This is a genomic window from Falsiroseomonas sp. E2-1-a20 (genome assembly GCF_051433195.1).
GTDB lineage: Bacteria > Pseudomonadota > Alphaproteobacteria > Acetobacterales > Acetobacteraceae > Falsiroseomonas.
The window spans coordinates 102,206-126,256 of the sequence record NZ_JBHMFT010000017.1; the positions used below are offsets into that span (position 1 = coordinate 102,206).

At 71.5% G+C, this 24,051-nt stretch carries 20 protein-coding genes and 1 pseudogene; 11 read left to right on the forward strand and 10 right to left on the reverse strand.

Annotated elements, in window-relative coordinates:
• Positions 1 to 2 precede the first annotated feature (2 nt).
• Positions 3 to 860: a DMT family transporter gene (locus ACFHPP_RS19955; protein ID WP_437164988.1), complete on the reverse strand. Its 858-nt coding sequence runs from the start codon at positions 858 to 860 to the stop codon at positions 3 to 5.
• 130 nt (positions 861 to 990) lie between these two features.
• Here ACFHPP_RS19955 and ACFHPP_RS19960 point away from each other — a divergent pair, with 130 nt between their 5' ends.
• Together ACFHPP_RS19960 and ACFHPP_RS19965 are read left to right on the forward strand one after the other, a co-directional pair.
• A complete protein-coding gene (locus tag ACFHPP_RS19960; RefSeq protein WP_437164989.1) occupies positions 991 to 2,058 on the forward strand; it encodes a quinone-dependent dihydroorotate dehydrogenase in 1,068 nt (355 codons plus the stop codon).
• Positions 2,055 to 2,918, forward strand: a complete 864-nt coding sequence (locus tag ACFHPP_RS19965; protein ID WP_437164990.1) for a TIGR01459 family HAD-type hydrolase — start codon at positions 2,055 to 2,057, stop codon at positions 2,916 to 2,918. The genes ACFHPP_RS19960 and ACFHPP_RS19965 overlap by 4 nt, the downstream gene beginning before the upstream one ends.
• 3 nt (positions 2,919 to 2,921) lie before the next feature.
• On the opposite strand, the gene ACFHPP_RS19970 is transcribed toward ACFHPP_RS19965, so the two are convergent.
• Positions 2,922 to 3,803 (reverse strand): substrate-binding domain-containing protein, encoded by an 882-nt coding sequence (locus tag ACFHPP_RS19970; protein ID WP_437164991.1) that lies wholly within the window; start codon positions 3,801 to 3,803, stop codon positions 2,922 to 2,924.
• Between the two features lie 102 nt (positions 3,804 to 3,905).
• Between ACFHPP_RS19970 and ACFHPP_RS19975 the strand changes: the two genes are divergently transcribed.
• The 4 genes from ACFHPP_RS19975 to ACFHPP_RS19990 all read left to right on the forward strand — a co-directional run bounded on the left by ACFHPP_RS19975 (position 3,906) and on the right by ACFHPP_RS19990 (position 7,827).
• Positions 3,906 to 4,610 (forward strand): ABC transporter permease, encoded by a 705-nt coding sequence (locus tag ACFHPP_RS19975; protein WP_437164992.1) that lies wholly within the window; start codon positions 3,906 to 3,908, stop codon positions 4,608 to 4,610.
• Positions 4,610 to 5,326 carry an ATP-binding cassette domain-containing protein gene (locus ACFHPP_RS19980; RefSeq protein WP_437164993.1) on the forward strand — a complete coding sequence of 239 codons (717 nt, stop codon included), beginning with the start codon at positions 4,610 to 4,612 and terminating at the stop codon, positions 5,324 to 5,326. The genes ACFHPP_RS19975 and ACFHPP_RS19980 overlap by 1 nt, the downstream gene beginning before the upstream one ends.
• Before the next feature lie 14 nt (positions 5,327 to 5,340).
• Positions 5,341 to 6,156: a substrate-binding domain-containing protein gene (locus ACFHPP_RS19985; protein WP_437164994.1), complete on the forward strand. Its 816-nt coding sequence runs from the start codon at positions 5,341 to 5,343 to the stop codon at positions 6,154 to 6,156.
• Positions 6,157 to 6,228: 72 nt separating this feature from the next.
• Positions 6,229 to 7,827, forward strand: a complete 1,599-nt coding sequence (locus ACFHPP_RS19990; RefSeq protein WP_437164995.1) for an alpha-amylase family glycosyl hydrolase — start codon at positions 6,229 to 6,231, stop codon at positions 7,825 to 7,827.
• Here ACFHPP_RS19990 and ACFHPP_RS19995 read toward each other — a convergent pair.
• Positions 7,802 to 9,430, reverse strand: a complete 1,629-nt coding sequence (locus tag ACFHPP_RS19995) for an alpha-amylase family protein (RefSeq protein WP_437164996.1) — start codon at positions 9,428 to 9,430, stop codon at positions 7,802 to 7,804. The two genes, ACFHPP_RS19990 and ACFHPP_RS19995, sit on opposite strands and share 26 nt — an antisense overlap.
• Positions 9,431 to 9,601: 171 nt before the next feature.
• Between ACFHPP_RS19995 and ACFHPP_RS20000 the strand changes: the two genes are divergently transcribed.
• Positions 9,602 to 10,354 carry a phosphatase PAP2 family protein gene (locus tag ACFHPP_RS20000; RefSeq protein ID WP_437164997.1) on the forward strand — a complete coding sequence of 251 codons (753 nt, stop codon included), beginning with the start codon at positions 9,602 to 9,604 and terminating at the stop codon, positions 10,352 to 10,354.
• Positions 10,355 to 10,401: 47 nt separating this feature from the next.
• On the opposite strand, the pseudogene ACFHPP_RS20005 reads toward ACFHPP_RS20000, so the two are convergent.
• Together ACFHPP_RS20005 and ACFHPP_RS20010 are read right to left on the reverse strand one after the other, a co-directional pair.
• Positions 10,402 to 11,253, reverse strand: a pseudogene (locus ACFHPP_RS20005) (alpha/beta fold hydrolase); the annotation flags it as partial.
• Between the two features lie 57 nt (positions 11,254 to 11,310).
• Positions 11,311 to 12,078, reverse strand: coding sequence for an FkbM family methyltransferase (locus tag ACFHPP_RS20010; protein ID WP_437164998.1), 768 nt, complete (start codon positions 12,076 to 12,078; stop codon positions 11,311 to 11,313).
• A 182-nt stretch (positions 12,079 to 12,260) separates the two neighbouring features.
• Between ACFHPP_RS20010 and ACFHPP_RS20015 the strand changes: the two genes are divergently transcribed.
• Positions 12,261 to 13,544: a lipopolysaccharide biosynthesis protein gene (locus ACFHPP_RS20015; protein ID WP_437164999.1), complete on the forward strand. Its 1,284-nt coding sequence runs from the start codon at positions 12,261 to 12,263 to the stop codon at positions 13,542 to 13,544.
• A gap of 24 nt (positions 13,545 to 13,568) precedes the next feature.
• Here ACFHPP_RS20015 and ACFHPP_RS20020 read toward each other — a convergent pair whose 3' ends face one another.
• The 3 genes from ACFHPP_RS20020 to ACFHPP_RS20030 all read right to left on the reverse strand — a co-directional run bounded on the left by ACFHPP_RS20020 (position 13,569) and on the right by ACFHPP_RS20030 (position 16,251).
• On the reverse strand, positions 13,569 to 14,444 hold the full coding sequence (locus ACFHPP_RS20020; RefSeq protein WP_437165000.1) for an FkbM family methyltransferase: 876 nt from the start codon (positions 14,442 to 14,444) through the stop codon (positions 13,569 to 13,571).
• 118 nt (positions 14,445 to 14,562) lie between these two features.
• Positions 14,563 to 15,681, reverse strand: a complete 1,119-nt coding sequence (locus ACFHPP_RS20025) for an endonuclease/exonuclease/phosphatase family protein (protein WP_437165001.1) — start codon at positions 15,679 to 15,681, stop codon at positions 14,563 to 14,565.
• 186 nt (positions 15,682 to 15,867) lie between these two features.
• Positions 15,868 to 16,251, reverse strand: a complete 384-nt coding sequence (locus tag ACFHPP_RS20030; RefSeq protein WP_437165011.1) for a thermonuclease family protein — start codon at positions 16,249 to 16,251, stop codon at positions 15,868 to 15,870.
• A 198-nt stretch (positions 16,252 to 16,449) separates the two neighbouring features.
• Between ACFHPP_RS20030 and ACFHPP_RS20035 the strand changes: the two genes are divergently transcribed.
• Positions 16,450 to 17,418 carry a Bug family tripartite tricarboxylate transporter substrate binding protein gene (locus tag ACFHPP_RS20035; RefSeq protein WP_437165002.1) on the forward strand — a complete coding sequence of 323 codons (969 nt, stop codon included), beginning with the start codon at positions 16,450 to 16,452 and terminating at the stop codon, positions 17,416 to 17,418.
• A gap of 92 nt (positions 17,419 to 17,510) precedes the next feature.
• Entirely contained in the window at positions 17,511 to 18,488 is a 978-nt protein-coding gene (locus ACFHPP_RS20040) for a Bug family tripartite tricarboxylate transporter substrate binding protein (protein ID WP_437165003.1), read from the forward strand.
• A gap of 15 nt (positions 18,489 to 18,503) precedes the next feature.
• Here ACFHPP_RS20040 and ACFHPP_RS20045 read toward each other — a convergent pair whose 3' ends face one another.
• Together ACFHPP_RS20045 and ACFHPP_RS20050 are read right to left on the reverse strand one after the other, a co-directional pair.
• Entirely contained in the window at positions 18,504 to 21,917 is a 3,414-nt protein-coding gene (locus tag ACFHPP_RS20045; protein ID WP_437165004.1) for a glycoside hydrolase family 99-like domain-containing protein, read from the reverse strand.
• Positions 21,918 to 22,030: 113 nt separating this feature from the next.
• Positions 22,031 to 22,612, reverse strand: coding sequence for a methyltransferase domain-containing protein (locus tag ACFHPP_RS20050; protein WP_437165005.1), 582 nt, complete (start codon positions 22,610 to 22,612; stop codon positions 22,031 to 22,033).
• A 701-nt stretch (positions 22,613 to 23,313) separates the two neighbouring features.
• On the opposite strand from ACFHPP_RS20050, the gene ACFHPP_RS20055 reads away from it, so the two are divergent.
• On the forward strand, positions 23,314 to 24,051 hold a 738-nt coding region (locus tag ACFHPP_RS20055), incomplete at its 3' end, for a SulP family inorganic anion transporter (protein WP_437165006.1).

Here is a 24,051-nt window from a genome sequence, read left to right on the forward strand (position 1 = left end):
GCTTAACGGCGTGATGCGGCGCGTTCGCTCATGATGCAGGCGAAGACCACCACGGCGGCGCCGGCCAGCATCGCGGCGCCGGGCACGCGGCTCCAGAAGGCGAAGTCCCAGGTCAGCGACCAGACCAGGCCGGAATAGCCGAAGGGCGCCAGCCGGCTGGCGGAGGCGTGCCGGAACGCCTCGGCCAGGGCCACGGTGGCGAGGCCGACGATCAGCCCGTTGCCCACCATCTGTGCCAGGGTCAGCAGGCTCGGCGTGGACCAGTTCGCCAGCCCCAGCGGCAGCATCACCGCCAGGCCGAGCAGGGACGGCCAGACCAGCACGCGGGCGATGCCGGGCTCGCCGCGCAATTGCCGGTTCAGGGTGAAAACCGTCGAATAGCAGAAGGTGCCGCCGAGCGCGTAGAGGTACCCCGCCACCGGCGCGCCCCCCGCCATGCCCGAAAGCCCCGGCGCCAGCCCCACCGCCACGCCGGCGAACCCCACCGCGCACCAGCCCCAGGCGGCGCGGCCCGGTGTCTCCCGCAGGAACAGCGCGGACAGCGCCAGCACGATGAAGGGGGAGGTGAAGAACACCAGGTAGCCCTCGGCCAGCGGCAGCCGGCTGAAGGCCTGGAAGAAGCAGATGGCGCTGCCGAGCATCACCAGCGCGCGGGCCGCATGCAGCCGGGGGAAGCGCGTGGTCAGGGCGCCGCCCCAGCCTGGCACCAGCGCGCGCATCGCCAGCACCACCACCAGCAGCGTCACGAATCGCACCAGCAGCACCTGCCAGACCGAATGGCCGTCGGACAGCAGCTTGCTGTTGGCGTCGAGCAGGCCGAACAGGCCGATCCCGGCCAGCATCAGCGCGGGACCGCGCAAATCAACCCCTCCCCCGCGCCGTCGCGGCGGCGAGATATGAGGGGCGTCGCGTCCCGATGTCCACCGCAGGGCGGCCATGCCGAGGCGCCACCTTCCCACTGACCTGCATCCCGTGCAAAAGCCGCCCTCCATGACCCCGCAACTCGCCTCCGTCCTGATGCCGCTGATGCGTGGCATGGACCCCGAACGCGCGCATGACCTGGCGCTGCGCGCGCTGCGCTTCGGCCTGGCCGGCGCCGACCGATCCCCGGATGACCCGGTGCTGGCGACGCGCGCGCTGGGCCTCGATTTCCGCAACCCGATCGGCCTGGCCGCCGGCTTCGACAAATCCGCGATGGCGCTGGCGCCGCTGATGCGGCTGGGCTTCGGCTTCGTCGAGGCCGGGTCCGTCACGCCGAAGCCGCAGATCGGCAACCCGAAGCCCCGCCTGTTCCGGCTGGCGGAGGACCGGGCGGTGATCAACCGCATGGGCATGAACAATGCCGGCCTGCCCGCCTTCCTGGCCCGGCTGGCGCATCTTCCGGCCAAGCGGCCCGCCGTGCTCGGCGTGAACATCGCCATCAACAAGGATGGCGCGGCGCCGCTGCGGGATTATCCGGCGCTGTATGCCGCGGTGGCGCCGCATGCCGGCTACGTCGCCATCAACGTCTCCTCCCCCAACACGCCGGGCCTGCGCGACCTGCAGGGCGAGTCGCAACTGCGGGAGATCCTGGTCGCCGTCGCGGAGGCCCGTGCCGCGCTGAGCGGGCCGCGGCCGCCGATCCTGGTAAAGATCGCGCCGGACCTGTCGCCGGCGGCGGTGGAGCCGATCGTGGAGGCGGCGGTGGCCCATGGCATCCAGGGGCTCATCGTCTCCAACACCACCATCGCCCGGCCGGCGCCTTTGCGCTCCGCCTTGAAGGCGCAGGCCGGCGGCCTGTCCGGCCCGCCGCTGCGCGCCGCCTCGACGGAATTGCTGCGGCGGGTGGCGGGGCTGGTGCGCGGCCGCGACCTGGTGCTGATCGGCTGCGGCGGCGTCTCGACCGGGGCGGAGGCGCTGGAAAAGATCAAGGCCGGCGCCGCGCTGGTCCAGCTGTACGCCGCCTTCGCCTATGGCGGGCCGGCGCTGATTCCGCGCCTGAAGCGCGACCTCGCGGCCGCATTGCGGCGGGAGGGTTTTGCCAATGTGGCCGAGGCCGTGGGAGTCGACGTGCGATGAGGATGCTGGACGGCGTCGCCCCGCTGGCGGAGCGCTATGACGGCTTCATCCTGGACCTGTGGGGCGTGGTGCATGATGGCCGCCAGCCCTATCCGGGGGTCGCCGATGCGCTGGGCCGGCTGAAGGCGGCCGGCAAGCGCATCGCCTTCCTGTCCAACGCGCCGCGCCGGTCCTTCGTGGTGGATGCGCTGCTGACCGGGATGGGGCTGGACCGCGCGCTGTGGGACGGCACCATGACCTCCGGCGAGCTCGCCTGGCGCCACCTGAAGCACCGGGACCGGGCGGATTTCGCCGCACTCGGCATGCGGGCGCTGCACATCGGGCCGGAACGCGACCTGTCCGTGCCGGCGGAGACCGGCCTGGTGCTGGTGGACCGGGCCGAGGATGCGGAATTCGTGCTGAACACCGGGCCGGAACCCGCCCGCGGCAACACGGATATCGAGCCGTACCGCGCCGCGCTGACCGCCTGCGCCGCGCGCCACCTGCCGATGGTCTGCGTCAACCCGGACCGGCATGTGATGGTGGGGGACCAGCGCGTGCTGTGCGCCGGGGCGCTGGCGGATCTGTATGTGGCGCTCGGCGGGCCGGCGGCGATCGAGATCGGCAAGCCGGACCCGGCCTGCTACCCGCCGGTGCTGGAACTGCTCGGGCTGAGCGACCGGTCCCGCATCGTCGCCATCGGCGACAGCCCGCATACGGACCTCGCCGGGGCGCAGGCGGCGGGCATCGATGCGGTCTGGGCGCTGACCGGGCTGGTCGCGCACGCCCATGGCGCCACACCGGACCCGGAGCGCCTGGCGGCGGAAGCGGCGGCGGAGGGGGTGCGCCCCGTCGCCACCCTGTCCGCGCTGCGCTGGTAGCGGCTACAGGCTGAACGCGACGGCGCCGTTCTCCGCCACTTCGTAGCCGCCGAGCCGCGCGGCGCGGGCGGCGAAAACCGGGTGGCGGGCGAAGCGCAGCAGGTGCTGCATCGGCGGCGCGAAGAAGTGCCGGCGGGCCATCACCAGGTCGAAGCGCTCCCGGAACAGCGGCACGAAGGGCAGGCCGCGGGCGGAGGCCTCGGCGCCGATCCCGAAGCCCACATCGGCGCGGCCTTCCTGCACCGCCGCGGCGACCTCGTCTTCGGCCAGTGCCGGGGTTGGCAGGAAGCCCACCTGCTCCAGGCGGATGCCGGCCTCGCCCAGCAGGTGCACCAGCAGCACATGGCTGCCGGCGCGCTTCTGCCGGCCGGCGACGCGCAGGCCGGGTTGCACCAGGTCCTCGATGCGGTGGAGGCCGCGCGGGTTGCCGGGGGGCAGGATCAGGCCCTGGGCGCGCCAGGCCCAGATGATGCCGACCATGGGGCGGCCCGGCAGGTCCTCCCGCACCGCCGGTTCGTTGAAGGCGCCGGTGTCCGGGTCGCGCAGGTGCATCGCGGCGGCCCTCACCTGGCCGGCCGCCAGGGCCGCAAGACCCTCCAGGCTGCCGCCCGCCCGCAGCGCCAGGCCGCAGCCGGATTGCCGCACGGCCCAGTCCAGCAGCGGGTCATGGCTTCCGGCCAGGATCGGCGGCGGGTCCGGGCGGTGCTCGCCTGCCGGACCCTCGGCCTGGGCCGCCAGCCAATGCTCCAGCTTCGTGCGGGGGAACAGCCACTTGCCGCCCAGCTGGACGCAGGGCAGGCGCTGAGCCCGCGCCAGGTCATAGAGCGAGCGCTCCGACAGGCGGAGATAGGCGGCCGCCTCGCGCAGGGTCAGGACATCCGGCATCTGCCGGCAGGGAACGGCAGACGGCGTCGTTGCGTCAAGGGATTACCGGGTTGACCCCTGTGGCTGCCATCCGCAGCTTGCAGCCCTCCCCAGGAAGCCGCCTTGAACGATCTCGGCACCGCCGCCACCACCGCCCTGCAGCTTGTCGCCACCGCCGACCCGGCCGTGGCGCAGATCGTGCTGCTGTCGCTGCGGATCAGCTTCTCGGCGCTGCTGATCGCGGCGCTGGTCGGGCTGCCGCTGGGGGCGCTGCTGGCGGTGGCGCGGTTTCCGGGGCGCGGCGCGATCCTGGCGGTCCTGAACGCGCTGATGGGGCTGCCGCCGGTGGTGGCGGGGCTGCTGATCTACCTGCTGCTGTCGCGCTCCGGCCCGCTCGGCCCGTTCGGGCTGCTGTTCACGCCGGCCGCCATGGTGATCGCCCAGGCGGTACTGATCGCACCCATCCTTGCCGCCCTGTCGCGCCAGGTGCTGGAGGGGCTGTGGGAGGAATATGCCGAACAGCTCCGCTCCTTCGGCGCCAGCCGGGCGCGCGCCGTGCCGACGCTGCTGTGGGATGGCCGCTTCGCGCTGCTGACCGTGCTGCTGGCCGGCTTCGGCCGCGCCTCGGCGGAGGTCGGCGCGGTGATGATCGTCGGCGGCAACATCGAGGGTTTCACGCGGGTGATGACCACGGCCATCGCACTCGAGACCAGCGCGGGCAACCTGCCGCTGGCGCTGGCGCTCGGCATGGTGCTGATGGCCATCGTGCTGGTGGTGAACGCGCTGGCGCAGGGGCTGCGCGACGTGGCCGCGCGGAGGGGGGCCTGATGCGCGCGCCCGACACCATCCTGCCGCTGCGCGCGGAGGGGCTGGGCTTCACGGCAGCCGGCACGCCGATCCTGTCCGCGGTCACCCTGGAGATCGAGGCGGGGCCGCCGACGCTGATCATTGGCCCCAACGGCGCCGGCAAATCCGTGCTGCTGCGGCTGCTGCACGGCCTGCTGGTGCCGAGCGCCGGCCGGGTGGTCTGGGCCGGGCCGGCGGCGGCGCGGCGGCAGGCCATGGTGTTCCAGCGGCCGGTGCTGCTCCGCCGCAGCGTGCTGGCCAATGCGATCTACCCGCTGAAGCTTGCCGGCGTGGCGGCCACCTCGCGGGAGGCACGCGCGCGGGCGGCGCTGGAGATGGTGGGGCTTGCGGCCCTCGCCCAGCAGCCGGCGCGCAGCCTCTCGGGCGGGGAGCAGCAGCGGCTCGCCCTGGCGCGCGCCGCGGCGCTGGCGCCGGAGGTGCTGTTCCTCGATGAGCCCTGCGCCAGCCTGGATCCGGCCGCGACCCGTGCGGTGGAGGCGATCGTCGCGACGCTGGCCGCACGCGGCACCAAGATCGTCATGACCACGCACGACCTCGGCCAGGCACGGCGCCTGGCCGGCGAGATGCTGTTCCTGCATCGCGGGCGGCTGCGGGAGCAGACGCCGGCGGACGCCTTCTTCAACCAGCCCGCCACGCCCGAAGCCGCGGCCTTCCTGCGCGGCGAACTGGTCTGGTGAACCGGGACTCCGCCATGTCCCGACGCCTTCTGCTGGCCCTGGCTGTCGCGCTGCCGGTCTCGGCGCAGGCGCAGGACCGCTTCATCACCGTCGCCTCCACCACCAGCACCGAGCAATCCGGCCTGTTCCGCCATATCCTGCCGCGCTTCCAGGCGGAGACCGGTATCGCGGTGCGCGTCGTCGCACTCGGGACCGGGCAGGCGCTGGATGTCGGCCGCCGCGGCGATGCCGACGTGGTCTTCGTGCATGACCGGGTGGCGGAACAGCGCTTCGTGCGGGACGGCCATGGCGGGCCACGCCAGCATGTGATGTTCAACGACTTCGTCCTGGTCGGTCCGGCCGCGGACCCCGCCGGTGTCGCCGGCCTGCGCGATACCAACGCTGCGCTGCGCCGCATCGCCGAGGCCCGTGCGCCCTTCATCAGCCGCGGCGACCGCAGCGGCACGCATGCCGCCGAGCTTCGCCTGTGGCAGATGGCCGGCGTCGATCCCGTGGCCGGGCGCGGTGCGTGGTACCGCCAGGTTGGCCAGGGCATGGGCCCGACGCTGAACACCGCCGCCGCGCAGGAGGCCTATGCGCTGACGGATCGCGGCACCTGGCTCAGCTTCCGCAACCGGCAGGGGCTGCGCATCCTGGTCGAGGGCGATGCCCGGCTGTTCAACCACTACGGCGTCATGCTGGTCAGCCCGCAGCGGCACCCGCATGTGAAGGCGGCGGAGGGGCAGCGCTTCATCGACTGGATCATCTCGCCCGCAGGCCAGGACGCCATCGCCTCCTACCGGATCAACGGCGAGCAGCTTTTCTTCCCGAACGCGACGCAGCCGGAGTAGCGGCGGAACCCGGAACGCCCGGCCTCGCTGATCCGCGATACACGCGACGACGCAAATCGAGGAGATGCAGGCATGGCCGACGCCGTCTGGTGGAAGCACGGGATCGTCTACCAGGTCTACCCACGATCTTTCCAGGACGAGAGCGGGGACGGCATCGGCGATCTGCGCGGCATCCGCCGGCGCCTGGATCATCCGGCCTGGCTCGGCGTCGATGCCATCTGGATCTCGCCGATCTACCCCTCGCCGATGGCGGATTTCGGCTACGACGTGGCGGATTTCTGCGGCATCGACCCGATCTTCGGCTCGCTCGCCGAGTTCGACCGGCTGGTGGCCGAGGCGCATGCGCGCGGGCTGAAGGTCATCCTGGACTTCGTGCCGAACCACAGCTCGGACCAGCACCCTTGGTTCCGCGAAAGCCGCGCGTCGCGCGCCAGTGCGAAGCGGGACTGGTACATCTGGCGCGACCCCGCGCCGGATGGCGGGCCGCCCAACAACTGGCTGGCCAATTTCGGCGGCAGCGCCTGGACCCTCGATGCGGCGACGGGCCAGTACTACCACCACGCCTTCCTGCCGGAGCAGCCCGACCTGAACTGGCGCAACCCGGAGGTGCGCCATGCCATGCATGACGCGCTGCGCTTCTGGCTGGACCGCGGCGTGGATGGCTTCCGCGTCGATGTCATCTGGCATCTCATCAAGGACGCGCAGTTCCGCGACAACCCGCCCAACCCGGCCTGGCAGCCGCACAACGCCGGCATCGACCGCCTGCTGCAGGTGCATTCCGCCGACCAGCCCGAGATCCATGAAGTCGTGGCCGAGATGCGCGCGGTGCTGGATGCCTACCCCGACCGCGTGCTGATCGGCGAGATCTACCTGCCGCTGGAACGGCTGGTGGCCTATTACGGCGCGGAGATGGAGGGCGCGCACCTGCCCTTCAACTTCCAGCTCATCTTCGCGGATTGGACGGCGCCGTCGATCGCGAAGCTGATCGCGGAATACGAAGCCGCGCTGCCCGCGCAGGGCTGGCCGAACTGGGTGCTCGGCAACCATGACCAGAAGCGGATCGCGACGCGCATCGGCGCGGCGCAGGCGCGCATCGCCGCGATGCTGCTGCTGACGCTGCGCGGCACGCCGACGCTGTACTACGGCGACGAGATCGGCATGGAGAACGTGGCGATTCCACCGGATCGCGTGCAGGACCCGTGGGAACGACGCGAGCCCGGCCGTGGCCTCGGCCGCGACCCGGCGCGCACGCCGATGCCGTGGGACGGCTCGCGCCATGGTGGCTTCACCACGGGCGAACCCTGGCTGCCGCTATCGCCGGACTTCGTCCAGCACAATGTGGCGCGGCTGGCGGAGGACCCGCATTCGATCCTGACGCTGTACCGCGACCTCATCGCGCTGCGGCGCGCGCATGTGGCGCTGCGGGCCGGTGCCCACGTGCCGATCTCCGCCGAGGATGATGTCCTGGTCTACGAGCGCCACGACGCCGCGAGCGGATCGCGGCTGCGGATCGCGCTGAACTTCGGCGACGAGACCCGACGCCTCGACACCGGCCCCGCGCAACTGCTGCTGTCGACGGCGCTGGACCGGGCCGGCCACGTCGAGGAGGTGGTGCTGCGGCCGGCGGAGGGCGTGATCCTCGCCCCTATCGCCGCTCCCCGCGCAACCTGAACCAGCGGAAGCCATATCCCTCCAGCGGGATCGGGCGCGTCGCCGCGTCCCGCTCGAGCAGTTCCGAACTGCCGAGAAGCTGGATGAGGTAGCCCGCGTCGTCCGGCAGGCTGACCTCAACCGGATCGGCTGCCAGGTTGTGCAGTGTGACGACAACGCCGCCGCGCCATTCGGAGCGCAGCGCCAGCACGCTCGCCACGCCGGTCTCCATCACCTCGCAGGCGCCCCAGCCAATCTCGGGGCAGGCGCGGCGTGTGGCGATCAGGCGACGATTGTGTTCCAGCAGCGATGCGTGCCGGTTGCGCTGCGCCGCCACGTTCAGGCGCTCGAAGCCGAAATCGCCGCCGGTCACCACCGGGCGCACCAGTTCATCCGCCGCGGCACGGGAGAAACCCGCGTTCGCCTCCTTGCTCCACTGCATCGGCGTGCGCACGGGGAAGCGTTCCGGCAGGGACAGGTCCTCGCCCATGCCGAGTTCCTCCCCGTACCAGATCACCGGGGTGCCGGGCAGCGCGAACATCAGGCTGTGCGCCATGGCGATGCGCCGCAGGTCGCCGCCCAGCATCGGCGCGAGGCGGCGCCGGATGCCGCGGCCGTAGATCCGCATGTTCTCCTCGGGTGCGAAGGCCTCGAACGCCTCGGCGCGCTCGGCGTCGGTCAGCCGGCCGAGGTCCAGCTCGTCGTGGTTGCGCAGGAAGCTGCCCCATTGCGCGATCAGCGGAATCTTCGGTGTCGCCCGCATGATCCGCATCACCGGCTCCGCCTCGCCGCGTGCGAGCGCCAGGAAGACCTGCTGGTTCAGCACGAAGTTGATGATCATCTGCAGCCGGTCGCCATCGCCGAAGTATTCGTCGAGGTCGGACATCTCGATGTTCGCCTCGGCGATCAGCACGGATTCCGCTTCGCGCCAGTCCAGGAAGTCCCGCATCTCGACCAGGTAGTGATGCGGGTCGGGACGGTCCTTGGGCGCCTCGACGCCGCGGTACTCGATCAGGAACGGCACGGCGTCGAGCCGGAAGCCGGTGGCGCCGAGCTGCAGCCAGAAGCCCATGATGCGCTCGATCTCCTCGCGCACCTCGGGGTTCGCGATGTTGAGGTCGGGCTGGTGCTTGTAGAAGCGGTGCATGTACCAGGCCTGCGCCGTATCGTCCCAGCTCCAGGTCGACTCCTGCTGGCCGGGGAAGACCATGCCCTCATGCATGTCGGCGGGCTCCTCCTCCGACCACACATACCAGTCGCGCCGCGCGGATCCCGGTTGCCGCGCCTCCTGGAACCAGGGATGGTCGATGGAGGTGTGGTTGACCACCAGGTCGACGATGATGCGCAGGCCGCGGTCGCGTGCCGCGTGCGTGAAGTCGACGAAATCGCCCAGGCTGCCGAGACGCGAATCGACACCGTAGTAGTCGGTGATGTCGTAGCCGTTGTCGCGGTTCGGGCTCGGGTGGAAGGGCAGCAACCAGACGCAGGTCGCACCAAGCGATTCGATGTGGTCCAGCCGGTCGGCCAGGCCGCGGAAATCCCCGATGCCGTCGCCGTTCGAATCCATGAAGGTCTTGACGTCGAGGCAGTAGATGACCGCGTTCTTGTACCACAGGTTGATCATGGCGCGTTCCCGCATGGCTTCCGGGACGGCAACCGCCCCGGCAGCCGATGGTTCCGCCGATCGTCCTGCGCCGGCGCGCGGGACCGGGCCGGCGGCAACGTATCCGCCGCCCGGCCGTTGTCATGCCGGCGCCGTCGGGGCAGGCGCGCCGGCAGCGGATCACGGGGGCGCATGAGGATCGAACAGGAACATGGCCGCCGGCATCCGGCGGAACGGCTCGTCAGGGTGCTGGCTTCCTTCGGCGAGCGGATGGAACTGGGGACCGTGATCCTGCTGCTTCTGCTGGCCGGCAGCGCCTGGGCCTTCATCGAACTGGCCGACGCCGTTGTGGAGGGGGAGACCCTGGCCATCGATCGCGCCCTGCTGCTCGCGCTGCGCTCCTCGACCGATCCTGCGGACCCGCTGGGGCCCGGATGGCTGGTGGAAATGGGGCGGGACATCACCGCGCTCGGTGGCGTGGCGGTGCTGGTGCTGCTGATCCTCGCCGTCTCGGTGTTCATGGCGTTGCGCCGGCTGTGGCATGCGGCGGGGTTGCTTCTCGCTGCCGTGGGCAGCGGCATCCTGGCGAGCACGCTGCTGAAGGCCGCCTTCGACCGGACGCGCCCGGACCTGGTGCCGCACGGCTCCTACGTCTCCACCGCCAGCTTCCCGAGCGGGCATTCCATGATGGCCGCCGTGGTCTACCTGACCCTCGGCGTGCTGCTGGCGCGCGTGGAGCCGGATGGGCGGGTCAAGGTCTTCGTGCTCGGCTGCGCCGTGCTGCTGACGCTGCTGGTCGGGATCAGCCGCGTCTATCTCGGCGTCCACTGGCCGACGGATGTGCTGGCCGGCTGGACGGTCGGCGCCGGCTGGGCGCTGCTGTTCTGGCTCATCGCCCGGGCGCTGCAACGGCGCGGCCGCATCGAGACCGACACCGGCGGCTGATCCCGCTCGCCACCGAGCAGGAAGGGCAGGATGGCGCGGCGAAGCTTCGCCGGGTGGGAGTAGTTCATGCCATGCGCCGCGCCCGCCACGATGGCGAGGCGCCCGCGCGGCAGCAGCCGCGCCATGCGCTCCGCCCAGCCACGCGGCACCAGGTAGTCCCGCGCGCCGAGGACGATCAGGGTCGGCACGGCGATGCGCGGCAGGCCGTCCGCCATGCGGTAGCGGGTCATGTGGCGAAAGGTCTTCGCGTAGCGCCACACCCCGGCCCGCAGATAGTCGGCCAGCGCGACCAGGCCGATCGAGGGCCGCTCGAACAGCGCCGTCAGGAAGAACAGCGCCACCTGGCGCGGCGCCGAGGCATGCTCCGGGTCCGGGGTCGGTCCCTGCAGGACCAGCCGCTCGACCAGGTCCGGGCGCCGCAGGGCGAGTTCCACCAGCACCTCGCAGCCCAGCGAATTGCCCACCAGCATCGCGCGCCGGATGCCGCCGGCGTCCATCCAGCCGGCCAGCGCCCGCGCCATGCCGGGCACCGTCAGGACCCCTGGCGGATCGCCGCTTCGCCCGAAGCCCGGAAGATCGGGCGCGAAGACCCCAACGTCCCGGGCCAGGACGCGCGCCAGTGGCGCCATGTAGCGGCTCGACATGCCGAGGCCGTGGACCAGGACGACCGGCAGCTGTCCCGTGCCGGCCCGCGGCCCGGCGGAGACCAGGGCGTGAATCGTGATGCCGTTCACCCGGGTCCAGCGACTGGCAAGGCGTCCCGGTTGCCGGGGGTCTGGCGGCGCGCGGCGCCACCCGCACAGGGCCAGAAGAACGCCCGCAAGACCGGCGGCCATCAGGACGGGTATCGCGAAGCGTCGCATGCGGTCGTCCGATGGGGCCTGCCGGGTCCTGGTCATCCCCGACAACGCGCCACCCGGGAAGCTGTTGCCGCCGCCGGCAACCGCCTGGACCGGCTAGACTCCGAAAGCCGCGAGGCGCGCCAGCCCCGCCGGATCGTCCACGGGTGGAAGGAACAGGAAATCGTTGATGTAGTGCACGGGGCGCGGGTCGTTCGGTCCGAAGCGGGGCTGGTCGACCTCCGGCCGGAATTCCGCCGCATCCCGCAACCGCCCCGCATCCAGCATCAAGGCGCGGTAGCCGAACCGGTGCAGCCATCCGATGGTCTGGCGGACGCCGCCCGGGCGATGCCGCTCCTCCATCTCGATGAGCAGGACCGGGTGGTCCCGCCGCAGCAGGGTCTCCGCCCCGGCCAGGGCCGCGGCCTCGTGCCCCTCCACGTCCATCTTGATGAAGCCGACCGGTCCGAGCCCCAGCGCATCCAGCCTCTCCCGCCGCACCGCGACCTGGCGGCCGGGTGCGTGGGTGGCCGGGTTGCCGGCCTCGATCGTGGCGAGGGCGGAGGAGGCATCGGGGATGTGCAGCATCACCTCCCCGGCCGCGTCGGACAAGGCGAGGTCGTGGATGACGTGGCGCGTCCCGAAGGCGGAGCGCAGGAACTGCACCTTTGCCGGGTTGGGTTCGACGATGTGCAGCTGGCGGACGCAGCGCCCCATGGCAGCGGCGAAAAGACCCCAGGAGCCGCCGATATCGACGCCGATCCGGCCCGGATCGGACAGGCCGCGCGCCAAACGCAGCGCGAAACGGGTCTCCTGGCTGCGCCACGCGGCAAGGCGCCAGGCCATCTCCGGGCTGAAGCGGAAGGTCGCCAGCTTGACGCTCATGGACAGGCTGCTCATACGCGATCCATCGTGCCAATCGCCCCCAGATCAATTCGGAGTTGCGCGGGGCGGGCTGTATCGCATGCGTGGGCGCGCACGCCCATAGGCGTCCCTGGACGTCGCCGGGCGACGCGACGGCCGGACCGGTCGGCCGCCCGCATGGCGGGTGCGCCGGGAAGGACTGCATGACAGGGCCGAGGCCGCTGCCCACCATCGCCGCCTCGCTGCTCCGGCTCGGCCTGGGGCTGGGCACGCGGGGGCTGGAGATCCTCGGCAAGCTCGGCCTCTACGTCCTGGTGGCGCAGAGCCTGGGGCTGGCCGATGCGGGGCTGTACTTCATCGCCCTGGCCTGGGGCGGGTTGGGCGGCACCCTGGCGCGCGGCGGGCTGGAACGCGCCGCGATGTACCGGATTCCGGCCGAACTGGCCGTCGGCGACGGCGCCGCGGCGCGGCGGGTCCTCCGCCTCGCCCTGCTCGGCTCCCTGCTCGGCGGCTGTGCCGTGGGCGGGGCCACCAGCCTGGCGGGGCCATGGATGGCGCATGCGGTGCTGGCGCAACCCGCGCTGGCGCCCGTGCTGGTGCTGACCGGCATCCTGGTCCTGGCCGACGCGCTCGCCCTCACCGCCGGCAGCGTGCTGGCCGGCCTGCACCGCAACGTCGCGGCGCAGCTCACCGGCGCATCGCTGTGGCCGGGGCTGGCGCTGGTGGCGCTGTGGCTGTGGCCGGGCGCGGAGCTGGCGGATGCGCTGGTCCTCACCATCCTCGCGCGGTTCCTGACCTTCGCCATGGGGCTCGGCATGATCCGTGCCGAACGCACCCGGTTCAGGGTGCGCCGCGCGGGCGCGGAGCCGGCAACGCCGCTGCTGCGCCTCGCCCTGCCGCTGCTGGGCGTGGAGCTGGTGCAGGTCTCCCTGGTGACGATGCCCACCCTGATCCTGGCGGCCTTCGCGGCGCCCGAGGCCGTGGCCTATTTCAGCATGGCCAGCCGGCTGTCCATCCTGACCTGGGTCATCCTGGTCAGCGTCGCGACCATCGCCGCGCCGCGCATGGCCGAACAGTACCGCCTGGAGGAGTGGGACCGGCTGCGCCAGACCCAGCGCGCCGCACGCTGGGCCTCCGCCGCCCTCGCGACGCCGCCGCTGCTGGGGATGATGGTGCTGGCACCCTGGCTGCTCGGGCTTTTGGGGGCGGGGTTCGAGCCGGGCGCGGCCGCGCTCCGCATCCTCTGCCTCGGGCAGATCGTGAACGCGCTGTTCGCCTGCCGCGACACGCTGCTCGCCAATACCGGGCATGGCGACGACCTGCTGCGGGTGAACCTGGTCCAGCTTGCGGTGGCGGCGGTGCTGGCCGTCGCCACCATCCCGTGGCTGGGCGCCGAGGGTGCGGCGGCGATGACGGCGATCAGCATCGGGCTCGGTGCCATCCTGCAAAGCCGGATCGCGCGCCGCCGGGTGCCAAGGGCCTTCTGAGCCCGCCCCCTTCCGACGCGCGACCTACAGGCCCCTCGGCTGGGGCCCGTCGGGATGCACCGCCAGCAGATTGCCATGCTGGTCCGGCTGGCGGTCGACCGGGACCAGGCGGCCTGCCTCGGCCCTGTGGATGCGATAGCCGGCGGCGAGCAGCAGGTCGAACACGTCGTGGCTCGCGCCGTTCGCCTCCAGCGCCGCGGCGGCGTTGATCTCGAAGATGATCATGGGCTTCAGCCGCGCGAGGCTCGCCGCCCCGCCGCGCAGCACCGCCAGTTCCAGCCCCTCCACATCCATCTTGATCAGGTCGAGCCGCGTCGCCCCCACCTCGTCCAGGATCGAATCCAGGGTGCGCGTCACCACCTGCTCGCTGGCCACGTCGCCCTTCTGGGGCAGCAGCGAGAAGGCCTGCGGATCGTTGCCGAGCGCCACGTGGTAAAGCTGCGCCACGCCCTCCTCGGCCGCGAGCGCCACCGGCAGGACGGTGACCTGCGGCATGTCGTTGAGCGCCAGGTTGGCGCGCAAAGCCCGCAACGCCTCGCGCCCCGGCTCCACCGCGATCACCCGCCCGCTGCGCCCGACCAGCGTTGCCGCCCGCAGCGTGTAGATGCCGATATTCGCGCCGATATCGAGCATCTGCCCGCCGGGGCCGATCAGGCGGTCCAGCAAGGCCAATTCCGGCTCCGACCGGTCGCGCATCAGGTAGATGCTGACGCTGGTGTAGCGCCCGCCCGCCGGGACATGCAGCCTTTCGCCATCCGGGGTCAGCTGGACCAGGGTCTCCCGCCCACGCAGCACATGCCAGCCCAGGCCGAGGCTGCGTCCCGTCACGACCAGGGGCTTCTCGCGAAAGCCGGGATGCCTCCAGAGCTTGTTCAGCTTGGCGGCCAAAGCCTGCAACATGAATTTCTCCGGCCTGAGCGACGTGGCGAGGGCGTGCATCGGTGCCCGCGCCGGACCCCAGTTTGACCGATCATTCCGCCCGAGGCCAGTTGGCGGGCAGCGGGCCGTGGTCTGGCCCTCAGCCGCCAGTCTCCCGCGCAAGCCGGCGCGCCGCCTCGATCGAGGTCCGGGCCTCCTGCAGGTCGTCCGGCGCCAGCCCCACCGCCGCCTGTGTCCGCGCGGCCGCCGGCATGTGGCACAGGCTGACCAGGATGGGGTAGTGGTCGGACCCGAAGCCGGGCAGCACCCGCAGGTCCTGCAGCGCGAAATCCTCCTGGTAGAGCACCTGGTCGAGCGGCCAGAAGATCAGCGGCCGCTGGGCATGGAAGGTCGAGTGGAATCCGCGCCCGACCCGCGGGTCGATGAGGCCGCCGATGCGCATGGCGCGCCGCGTCACCCGCTCCCACGGCACCGCGTTGAAATCGCCGGCGACGACCGCCGGCTCCGCCGACTCCCGCGCCGCCAGCCCGGCCGCCAGCATGTGCGCGTCCCGGAAGGTGGAAGGCTGCAGCCAGTGCGGCGGGCGCGGATGCAGGCCGTGGAAGGCCACGACGGTGCCATCGCCGAGCCGCACATCCGTGTGGATCGAGGGGCTGAAGGTATCGAACAGGAAGCGGACCTCCGGACCCACCAGTTCCAGGCGGGACAGCAGGTGCATGCCGTAGAAGGCGTGATCCTCGGGGATGTGCTGCGCCCTGTGGGGGTACAGGGGGTTGAGCGCCGCCAGGCGCTGGTCCCACCAGGCATCCGTCTCCATCGCCAGGACCAGGTGCGGGTCGGCCTCGCGGATCATCCGGAAAAGCTCATCCGCCCGCTCGTTGCCCTTCTGCAGGTTCGCCACGAGGACACGCAGGTCCGCCCCCGCCGGACACTCCGCCACGGCCGCGCTGCTTTCCCCGAAGAACGGCACATAGGGATGCAGGCGGTAGACGTGGTAGCCGATCGCCACGCTGATCAGCAGGATGGGGAGGGTACCGAGCGCGTTCCGCGGCCGCCGCAGCGCCCAGTACAGGACCAGCAGGACCACCAGCAGGATCATGAACTGCAACCGGGCGAAGTCGAGCAGGCGCACGAACCAGGCATTGGTCTCGATCAGCGGCAGCAGCGACGCGACCGCGATCAGCAGCATCACCGGAAACACGAGGTATCGCGCGATGGCGGGTCCCACCCGGCCGGGCGTCCGGTTGGTCGGCATCATGTTCCTCCCCCAGAGCCGCAGCGGCCGGCCAGCCTGCAACGGAGGCAACGCCGCGGGCATGCCAGTGTTCCGTGCGGGGGGGGGGCGCGGGCCGGCCTGCGGCAGCGGCCGCATGGCCACAGGCAGGCGCCTTCGAAGGCGGGGGCATCACCAGGCCGCCGGCAGCTCCCGCGCATGCCGCGGACCTCAGCGACGCGCGCCCCGGGCCTTCGAATAGCCGGCCGCATCCATCGATCGTCCGACGTTGCCGCCGCGGGAATAGACGTCGCCCACCACGCGCCCGTAGCGGTCCCGATGATGCGGCACGACGGTGACGGTGCCGCCCCGCGTGCGACGACCCAACTCGCGCTGCGCAGCCCGATAGCCGCGCTCACCCCGTTCCGGCGTGTCGACGCCACGGAGGCGGACACGGCCCTGCCGGCAGGCGAGGGTATCGCCATCCACCGGCCGGCAGCCCGTATAGCGCTGCGGTGCAGCCTGCATGCTGCGCGGCGGCTCTCGCCACTGCGCGTGGGACGGGGCGGGCAGCGAAGCCGCGATGGCCAGGCCCAGGAGAAACTGCCGAAGCATCAAGGCGGAAGTCCTGTCATCTGTGTCGGCCCAGCCTAGCCGCGCCGTCCCGTCGGCCAAGGGCAGGCCGCCTTCGCCATGGCACGCGAGGCCCACCGCGCCATGCCTGCCGGGCGCTGGCGCCGCGTGACCGAAGCCGCCAGGATTGCCGGCCGAGGGCCGCTGCGCCACGACTGCCGGCCAGGGAAAGGAAACGACATGCTCAACCGCCGTACCCTGCTGGGCAGCCTCGCGCTGCCGCTGTGCGCCACCTCCGCGCTCGCGCAGGCCTGGCCGGACCGGCCCGTGCGGCTGGTCGTGCCCTACGCCGCCGGCGGCCCGACGGACACCGTCGCCCGCCTGCTCGCGGAACGGCTCTCCGCCAGCCTGCCGCAACGCGTCGTGGTGGAGAACCGGGCCGGCGGCGGCGCGCTGATCGGCACGGAGGCGGTGGCGCGTGCGCCCAAGGATGGCAGCACCCTGCTGTTCACCACGGTGGTCCACGCGGTGCATCGCGCGCTGCACGGCAACCGGCTGACCTTCGACCCCGCGGGCGACTTCGCGCCGGTGGCACTGGTGGGCGTGGTGCCGCAGGTCATCATGGTGCCGCCGGCCAGCCCGGTGCGGGACATGCCAGGCCTGCTGGACTACCTGCGGTCGGGGCCGCGCGCCTATGGCAGCAGTGGCGCGGGCGGGTCCTCGCATCTCGGGGTCGAGCTGCTGAAGAGCATGACGGGCGTGCAGGCCGAGCACATTCCCTATCGCGGCACGGCGCCGGCGGTGGTGGACCTGATCGCGGGCCGGATCGCGCTGGTGATGGACAGCGTCGCCACCGGCGCCGCGCAGGTGCGGGGTGGTACGCTGCGCGGCATCGCCACCACCGGTCCCCGCCGTTCCTCCGCCCTGCCCGACCTGCCGACGGTGGCGGAGACGGTGCCCGGCTTCGCGGCCACCACATGGAACGCCGTGCTGGCACCATCCGGCACGCCCGATGCGACGATCGCCGCGGTCTCCGCCGCCATCTCCGCCGCGCTGGCCGACACGGCCCTGCAGGCCCGCCTGGTGGAACTCGGCGTCGAGGTGCCGCCGGCGCCGGAGCGCACCATCGACGCGGCGCGGCGATTCGTCGCGGCGGAGACGGCGAAGTGGGAGAAGCTGGTTGCCGATGCCGGCATCCGTGCCGACTGAGGCGCCGCCGCAGGTCGGGCATGGCGCGGTTTCGCAACCCCTGCGGTTCATGCCACAAGGGTTCCAATAAATCCGTCCGGGAGCGAAAAATCATGACCAGCCTTGCCTTCGGCCGCCGTGCCCTGCTCGGCGCCGCCGCCCTGCCGCTCGCCGCACCCGCCCTGGCGCAGGAGGGGTTCCCGAACCGTCCGTTGCGCCTGATCGTCGGCTTCACACCGGGCGGCGCGACCGACATCTCGGCCCGCGCCATCGCCCCCAAGATGGGCGAGGTGCTGGGCCAGCCCGTGATCGTCGAGAACCGCCCCGGCGCCGGCAGCAACATCGCGACCGAGGTGGTGGCGCGCAGCCCGGCGGATGGCCACACGCTGCTGCTGGCCACGCTCGGCGCCCTGGTGGTCAGCCCGATGGTGATCCGCCTGCCGGTGGACCCCGCGCGCGACCTGGTGCCGGTCTCGGTGGCGGTCGACCTGTTCAACATCCTGGTGCTGCCGCCCGACCGGCCGTGGCGCAGCGTGGCCGAGCTGGTTGCCGCGGCGAGGGCGGCACCCGGGCGCCTGTCCTATGGCACCAGCGGCATCGCCGGCGGGCCGCATCTCGCGGGGCTGCTGTTCAACCGCCTCGCGGGCACCGAGACCACGGCGGTGCACTACCGCGGCGGCGGGCTCGTGGTGACCGACCTGTTGTCCGGCCAGATCGACTTTTCCTTCGCCACCGCCGCGTCGGTGCTGCCGCAGGTGCGCGATGGCAAGCTGCGCGCGCTGGCGATCCCGCATCTCGAACGCTCGCGCCTGATGCCGGACATCCCGACGGTCGCGGAATCCGGCCTGCCGGGCTTCGACGTGCCGTCCTGGTATGCGGTGATGGCGCCGCGCGGCACGCCGGACGCCGCCATCGCCCGGCTCAACGCCGCGATGCGCGTGGCGCTGGAGGATGCCGAGGTGGCCGCGGTGCTCAACCGCAACGGGCTCGAGCCGCGCTGGAGCACGCCCGACCAGATGAACGAGGCGCTGGCGGCCGAGCGGGCGAAGTGGACGCCGATCATCCGCGAGAGTGGGATCCGCGTCGATTAGGCCCGAGGCCGCCGCCTACTGATCCAGCGGGATGCGGGGCTGGCCTGAGACATCTCCGCCGGGCGGATGGGGCGCAACGCCGAGCGCGCTGCGCACGGCCTCCAGCCAGCCGCGGCCGAAGTCGCGGTCCGGCTCCAGGCAGGTTCCCTCCGCCCACTCGTTCCAGGCATTGACGAAGACCAGCCGTTCCTCGCCCCCGGCGCCGTCCTGCCGATGCCGCACCACGCCGCGCAACCAGCGGCGGAAATGGCCCGGCGTCGCGCCACGGAAGACATGCGCCGCGGCGCCACGACGCGCGGTGTTGTCCCAGCCCATCATCACCGCGCGGTGCAGGTCCACGCCGTCGCCGTCCTGCGCCAGGCGCGCGAGCGCGGCATCCACCGTGGGGCCATATTCGTACAGCCCGCCCGTCATCCCCTCGGGCAGCGCGCCGCTGGCCGCCACGGTCGGCATGCGGTGCGGCGGAAACTCGAAATAGGAATCGAGGCCGAGCGCCGCCGGCTGATCCGGCAGGGGCTTGTCCTCGCCAAGCGAGAGCCAGCCGGCGGCAAGATGCACCTCGCCCACGCCGAGCCGGCGCAACGCCGCGCGCAGCGCGGCAACCGCCTCGGCCGGCCGGGGCACATGCATGATCCGGTACACCATCAGCATCGGCCGGCCGCCGGGGCCCCCCAGCCGCAGGTAGCGCCGGTCGCGCAGCAGCGGCGCGACGTCCTTGGCGAAGGCTTCCACCCAGCCCTCGCGGTAGTCCTGCGGCATCAGGACTTCCTTGTTGGCGCCATCCCAGTTGCGGCTCCAGGGCTCGTTGGCCCAGCAGATCATGAAGGGGAAGTCCGGCGTGCCGGAGGCCAGCACCTCGTCCAGCGGACGCTGCAGCAGCCGCTGCCCCTCGCCGAACCAGTAGTAGTAGTAGCAGAAGGCGGAGATGCCGTGCCGCCGCGCGAGGTCCGCCTGCGCCTCGCGCGTCTCCGGCAGCCGCAGGTCGGTGAAGCCAAGCTCGCCCGGCAGGCGTGGCTGCCGGTGGCCGGGAAACAGCGACTTCGCCTTGGTGACATTGGTCCATTCGGTAAAGCCGCGGCCCCACCAGCGGTCGTTCTCCGGAATCGGGTGGAACTGCGGCAGGTAGAAGGCCACCACCCGCGGCGGCGACACCGCCCTGCCCGCGCCCTGCCCCGCAGGCTGCGCATCCGCCGTGCCGGCGACCAGTGAAGCCTGCTCCAGCCGCATGCCCGCCGCATGGCAGGCGATGCCGAACAGGCGTTCCATCGCATGCGCCAGCGCCCCGTCGGTTCCGATCGGCTCCGGCTCGAACGACTCGTTCGCGACATGAAGGCCGAGGAGGTCGTGCAGGAGGGATCCACGCAACCAGAAGATCGACCCACCCGCGAAGGGAATCCGCGTCGCCTGTTCCACCGTGTAGCCCAGCAGCGGCAGCAGGTTCGCCAGGTGCTGCAGGTTGCCGCCCCAGTGCACCTCGCCGTTGAAGATCTGCCCATCCGCGACCACCATGCCCAGGTCGGGATCGTCATCGAAGGCGGCGACCAGGGCCGCCGATCCCGCGCGGTCCGGCAGCACGCCGGAGACGAGATGCCGCCGCCAGACATCGCCATCCTCGCGATGCGGGCTGCGCTTGGTGTGCAGCTTGCAGATCAGCGCGTATTGCGCCAGCGCGCCGGTGGCGGCGACCGCCATGAAGGGCAGGATGTCGCGGCCGCGGTTGGGAAAGGCCCAGACATGGGCGCGCGGGAAGCGCCGCAGGATGTCCTCGCGCAGATGCTCCGAATGGCCCTCGACCAGCGTCACGAACAGGTCGAACGGCTCGGCCAGCCGCGTCGTCGCCTCGAGCATCTCGTCGCAGAGCTCAGGGTAGAACACATGCGCCACCACCGCGATGCGGGCACTGGGCACGAAGCCCCGCAGCGCGAACAGGTCGGGCAGCTGGATCGGCCAGCGCGGCATCCGCGGTGCCGCCGCATCCGGCCTGCGCACCGTGCCGGCCGCCTGTGGCTCCGCCACCAGGTCGGGCAGGTCCTCGATGCCGGGCAGCAATGCCGCGCCTTCTCCCACACGCGCAGGCTCGGCCGGCAGGAGCCGGGCGCGCCGCGCCAGTTGCATCAGCGAAGGCCGCATGAAGCGCGGCATCCGCTCGCCCACGCTGCGCAGCGGGGCGGTCAGGCGCCAGGACGTGCTGGCACGCAGCGAGAGCGCGTCCTCCACATGCCGGGCCACATCGTTTTCCAGCCTTGCGATCGCGGCGCTTGCCGCGCGCGCCAGCTCCGCCGCCTGCCGCCGGGACTTCTGGTTCTGGGCCTGCGCCGCCTCGAGCGCCGCCAGCGCGCGGCGCAACTCGCCTTCCGCGCGTTCCAGCCTGGCTCTGTCCTCGACGGTACGTTGCGTGGCCTGCTCGCCGTCCTGCCGCCGCGCCTTCACCAGGCGCCCATGTTCGGCCTCGAGGTCGCGTGCCCTGCGGTCGGTCTGCTCCAGCCGTTGCTGCGCCTCGCGCAGCGCCGCCTCGTGCTGCGCGCGCTGCGCCTCGCGCTCGGCCTCGTGGCGCGCGCGGTCCGCGGCCAGCGCCGCCTGCGTCGCGGCGAGGTCGGCATTGTGCGCCTCCATCTGCGCCCAGTGCCGGCGCACCGCCTCGCCGGCCCGATCCTGTTCGGTCTGCTTCGCAAGCCGCTCGATGCCCGCCAGTCCGCGCGCGGCGAAGAAGGAGCGGAGGCGCGTGGCGGCGGCGAAGTCGGAATCCGCCGAGAGCAGGGCCCGCACCGGCTGCGGCAGGTCGTTGCCGACAGCCAGGACGCCGAGGCCGAAGGAGTGGAAGAATTCGAAATGCGGCCGGTCGCGCGACAGCTCCTCCCACAGCTTCCACACGCCATAGTCGGGGCGGCGCACGTTGGTGTCGTGGAACAGCACGACCGCACGGTCCGACAGCGTCGGCTCCCAGGTCTCGAAATCGTTGCGCACGGCCTCATAGGTGTGCGTGCCGTCGATGTGCAGGAGGTCGATGGACCGCTCCGGGAACAGCGCGCGCGCCTGGTCGAAGTCGCTCCGCACGAGCGAGGAGAAATGCCCGTAGCGCGGGTCGTGGTAGGCCGAGAGTTCCTCGAACAGCCCTTCCTCGCGCCCCATATGCGCGTCGCCCTCCCAGGTATCGACGGCGTAGGCGCGGGTGCCGCAGCGCTCCGCCTCGATCGCCTGGCAGAAGGCGAGGAAGGAGTTGCCGCGATGCGTGCCGAGTTCCACCAGCACGCGCGGGCGGAGCGCCGCGATCAGCCAGAATGCGAAGGGAATATGCCCGACCCAGTGTTCGAACGGCTTGAGCCGCAACGGCTCGCGCAGCGTCTCCTCGCCCGCGCCGATGCTGGACAATGCGCGGCCGAGGCCTGCCGGCGTGTGCACGGGCGCCTGTTGATCGTCGAATGGTACCACCGCGGCGTCTCCTTCGTGCCGCACGTCGCCCGGTTGTCGGGGCGCGCGCGGTCCTGCGCTGCTGGCCGCTGCCGCGGCCATCCCGGTTCGTGAATGCTGCCTCGGAAGCCGGGCTAGCCGGGCTTCGAACAGATGATCACCTCGGTGAACTCCGCGACGATGCCGTGGGTTCGATCCGCGTAGCGCCGGATCTCGACATCGAACGGCGTCCAGCGCGAGATCAGCTCCGCCAGGTCGTAGCCGTAGTGGAAGGTGACCAGCGAGCCTTCGCCGCTGATCGGGTTGCCGTGGTATTCCGGCTCCGCGAGATGAGTGATGCGGCCATCCGCCTCGAGCCGCGCCTTCTGCTGCGTCTCCACCAGCCATTTGTAGATGGGCGTCGTGTGGATGTGGTAGCCGCCGGGTCGGAGCGTCCTGAAGATCTCGCGGTAGGCCTGGTCGGGGTGGAAGACGTGCTCCATGACGTCCTGCGTGATCGTGAGGTCGAAGCACGCATCCGCGAAGGTCTGCCGCTCGAGGTTCTCGCAGCGGACACCCTGGTGCGCCTGTCCCGGGGCGACATCCGGGAAGAACTGCGTCGGCAGGTAGCCCTTCGCTTCCGAAGCAAGAAGCTGCGAGACGCCGCGCGGAGCAGGCGAACTTTCATGAATATCCAGACCAGCATAGTGCGGCAGCAACTGGCGTATTGCGAGCATCAGCGCGCGCTCACGGGGGATTGACCCGCCCTCGCACGTCTCACAGATCAAATGGTCACGAAACCAGGAATTCCTCGCCGTAAAGCGGGTGTCCTGCTGACAGATCGGGCAGAATCCATTCCACCCTGCAACAATATTCAAACCCTCCATGCAATATAATCCGTTGGTTGCTGCAATAATGCTTGTCTATTTCAGAAGCCAAGCTAGCCTGCGCAAAGACGATTGTCACCGTCAGATGAAACTTTGGTCGTTACTCGAAATGGTGCCATCGCTCCGTGATGCAGGACCAGCTGCGTCCCGCCGACCATCCCGGTCGCGCTGCGACGGACGCGGCGGCGGAACGCGTCCGGTGCGGCATCAGCGACCACCTGCACCAAGGACATGCCCGCGGCGCGGATCCGCCTCCGCGAAGCCAGCTTCAGCCGCACGATGCGCGGCGCCGCCCGATCTGCTGGAGCCGCGCCGAAACCGGGGCGCCTGATCCCGCAGCGGAAAGGCATTGTGCATTGCAGCACAACGATGTTACAGCTGGATCATGACAGCGAACGCGCCGCCCTGACCCCAGGTTGAGGCATGCCCCGAGGGGGCATGAGACCCCAGGCGCCCGGCAGCCGCCGCGGCCGCGCCCACCTTCCTGCTGCCCTGTTCTGGTCCCGGCTGATCGTGCCGCGCGGCGGGCATGTCTCCCGGAGTATCTCCCCATGTCGCTCTCCCGGCTCCGAGCCGAATGGTTCCCGAACATCCGCGCCGACATCCTCGCCGGCACCGTCGTCGCCCTGGCGCTGATCCCGGAGGCCATTGCCTTCTCCATCATCGCCGGCGTCGATCCGAAGGTCGGCCTCTATGCCTCCTTCTGCATTGCCGTGGTCATCGCCTTCGCCGGCGGCCGGCCTGCAATGATCTCGGCCGCCACCGGCGCCATGGCGCTTGTGATGGTCACCCTCGTGCGCGAGCACGGGCTGCAATACCTGCTGGCGGCCACCATCCTCTGCGGCGTGCTGCAGATGATCGCCGGCGCGCTCAAGCTCGGCGTGCTGATGCGCTACGTCTCGCGCTCCGTCATGACCGGCTTCGTCAACGCGCTCGCCATCCTGATCTTCATGGCGCAGCTTCCCGAACTGATCGGCGTCACCTGGGTGACCTATGTGATCGTCGCCGTCGGGCTTGGCATCATCTACCTGCTGCCACTGCTGACCAGGGCGGTGCCGTCACCCCTCATCGCGATCGTGGTGCTGACGGCGGTGGTGATGTGGCTGGGCCTCGATGTGCGCACGGTCGGCGACATGGGCCAGCTGCCCGCCGAGCTTCCGGCCTTCTTCCTGCCCGACGTGCCGCTGACGCTGGAGACGCTGTGGATCATCCTGCCGACCTCGTTGACGCTGGCCGTCGTCGGCCTGCTCGAATCCCTGATGACGGCGCAGATCGTCGATGAGCTGACC

Coding starts and splice junctions, on each gene's coding strand:
- ACFHPP_RS20035 (WP_437165002.1), top strand. CDS start 16,450: ATGCTCAACCGCCGTACCCTGCTGGGCAGCCTCGCGCTGCCGCTGTGC.
- ACFHPP_RS20030 (WP_437165011.1), bottom strand. CDS start 16,251: ATGCTTCGGCAGTTTCTCCTGGGCCTGGCCATCGCGGCTTCGCTGCCC.
- ACFHPP_RS19960 (WP_437164989.1), top strand. CDS start 991: ATGACCCCGCAACTCGCCTCCGTCCTGATGCCGCTGATGCGTGGCATG.
- ACFHPP_RS20050 (WP_437165005.1), bottom strand. CDS start 22,612: ATGCTCGCAATACGCCAGTTGCTGCCGCACTATGCTGGTCTGGATATT.
- ACFHPP_RS19970 (WP_437164991.1), bottom strand. CDS start 3,803: ATGCCGGATGTCCTGACCCTGCGCGAGGCGGCCGCCTATCTCCGCCTG.
- ACFHPP_RS19980 (WP_437164993.1), top strand. CDS start 4,610: ATGCGCGCGCCCGACACCATCCTGCCGCTGCGCGCGGAGGGGCTGGGC.
- ACFHPP_RS20040 (WP_437165003.1), top strand. CDS start 17,511: ATGACCAGCCTTGCCTTCGGCCGCCGTGCCCTGCTCGGCGCCGCCGCC.
- ACFHPP_RS20020 (WP_437165000.1), bottom strand. CDS start 14,444: ATGTTGCAGGCTTTGGCCGCCAAGCTGAACAAGCTCTGGAGGCATCCC.
- ACFHPP_RS19985 (WP_437164994.1), top strand. CDS start 5,341: ATGTCCCGACGCCTTCTGCTGGCCCTGGCTGTCGCGCTGCCGGTCTCG.
- ACFHPP_RS19995 (WP_437164996.1), bottom strand. CDS start 9,430: ATGATCAACCTGTGGTACAAGAACGCGGTCATCTACTGCCTCGACGTC.
- ACFHPP_RS20000 (WP_437164997.1), top strand. CDS start 9,602: ATGAGGATCGAACAGGAACATGGCCGCCGGCATCCGGCGGAACGGCTC.
- ACFHPP_RS20025 (WP_437165001.1), bottom strand. CDS start 15,681: ATGATGCCGACCAACCGGACGCCCGGCCGGGTGGGACCCGCCATCGCG.
- ACFHPP_RS20010 (WP_437164998.1), bottom strand. CDS start 12,078: ATGAGCGTCAAGCTGGCGACCTTCCGCTTCAGCCCGGAGATGGCCTGG.
- ACFHPP_RS20015 (WP_437164999.1), top strand. CDS start 12,261: ATGACAGGGCCGAGGCCGCTGCCCACCATCGCCGCCTCGCTGCTCCGG.
- ACFHPP_RS19965 (WP_437164990.1), top strand. CDS start 2,055: ATGAGGATGCTGGACGGCGTCGCCCCGCTGGCGGAGCGCTATGACGGC.
- ACFHPP_RS19990 (WP_437164995.1), top strand. CDS start 6,229: ATGGCCGACGCCGTCTGGTGGAAGCACGGGATCGTCTACCAGGTCTAC.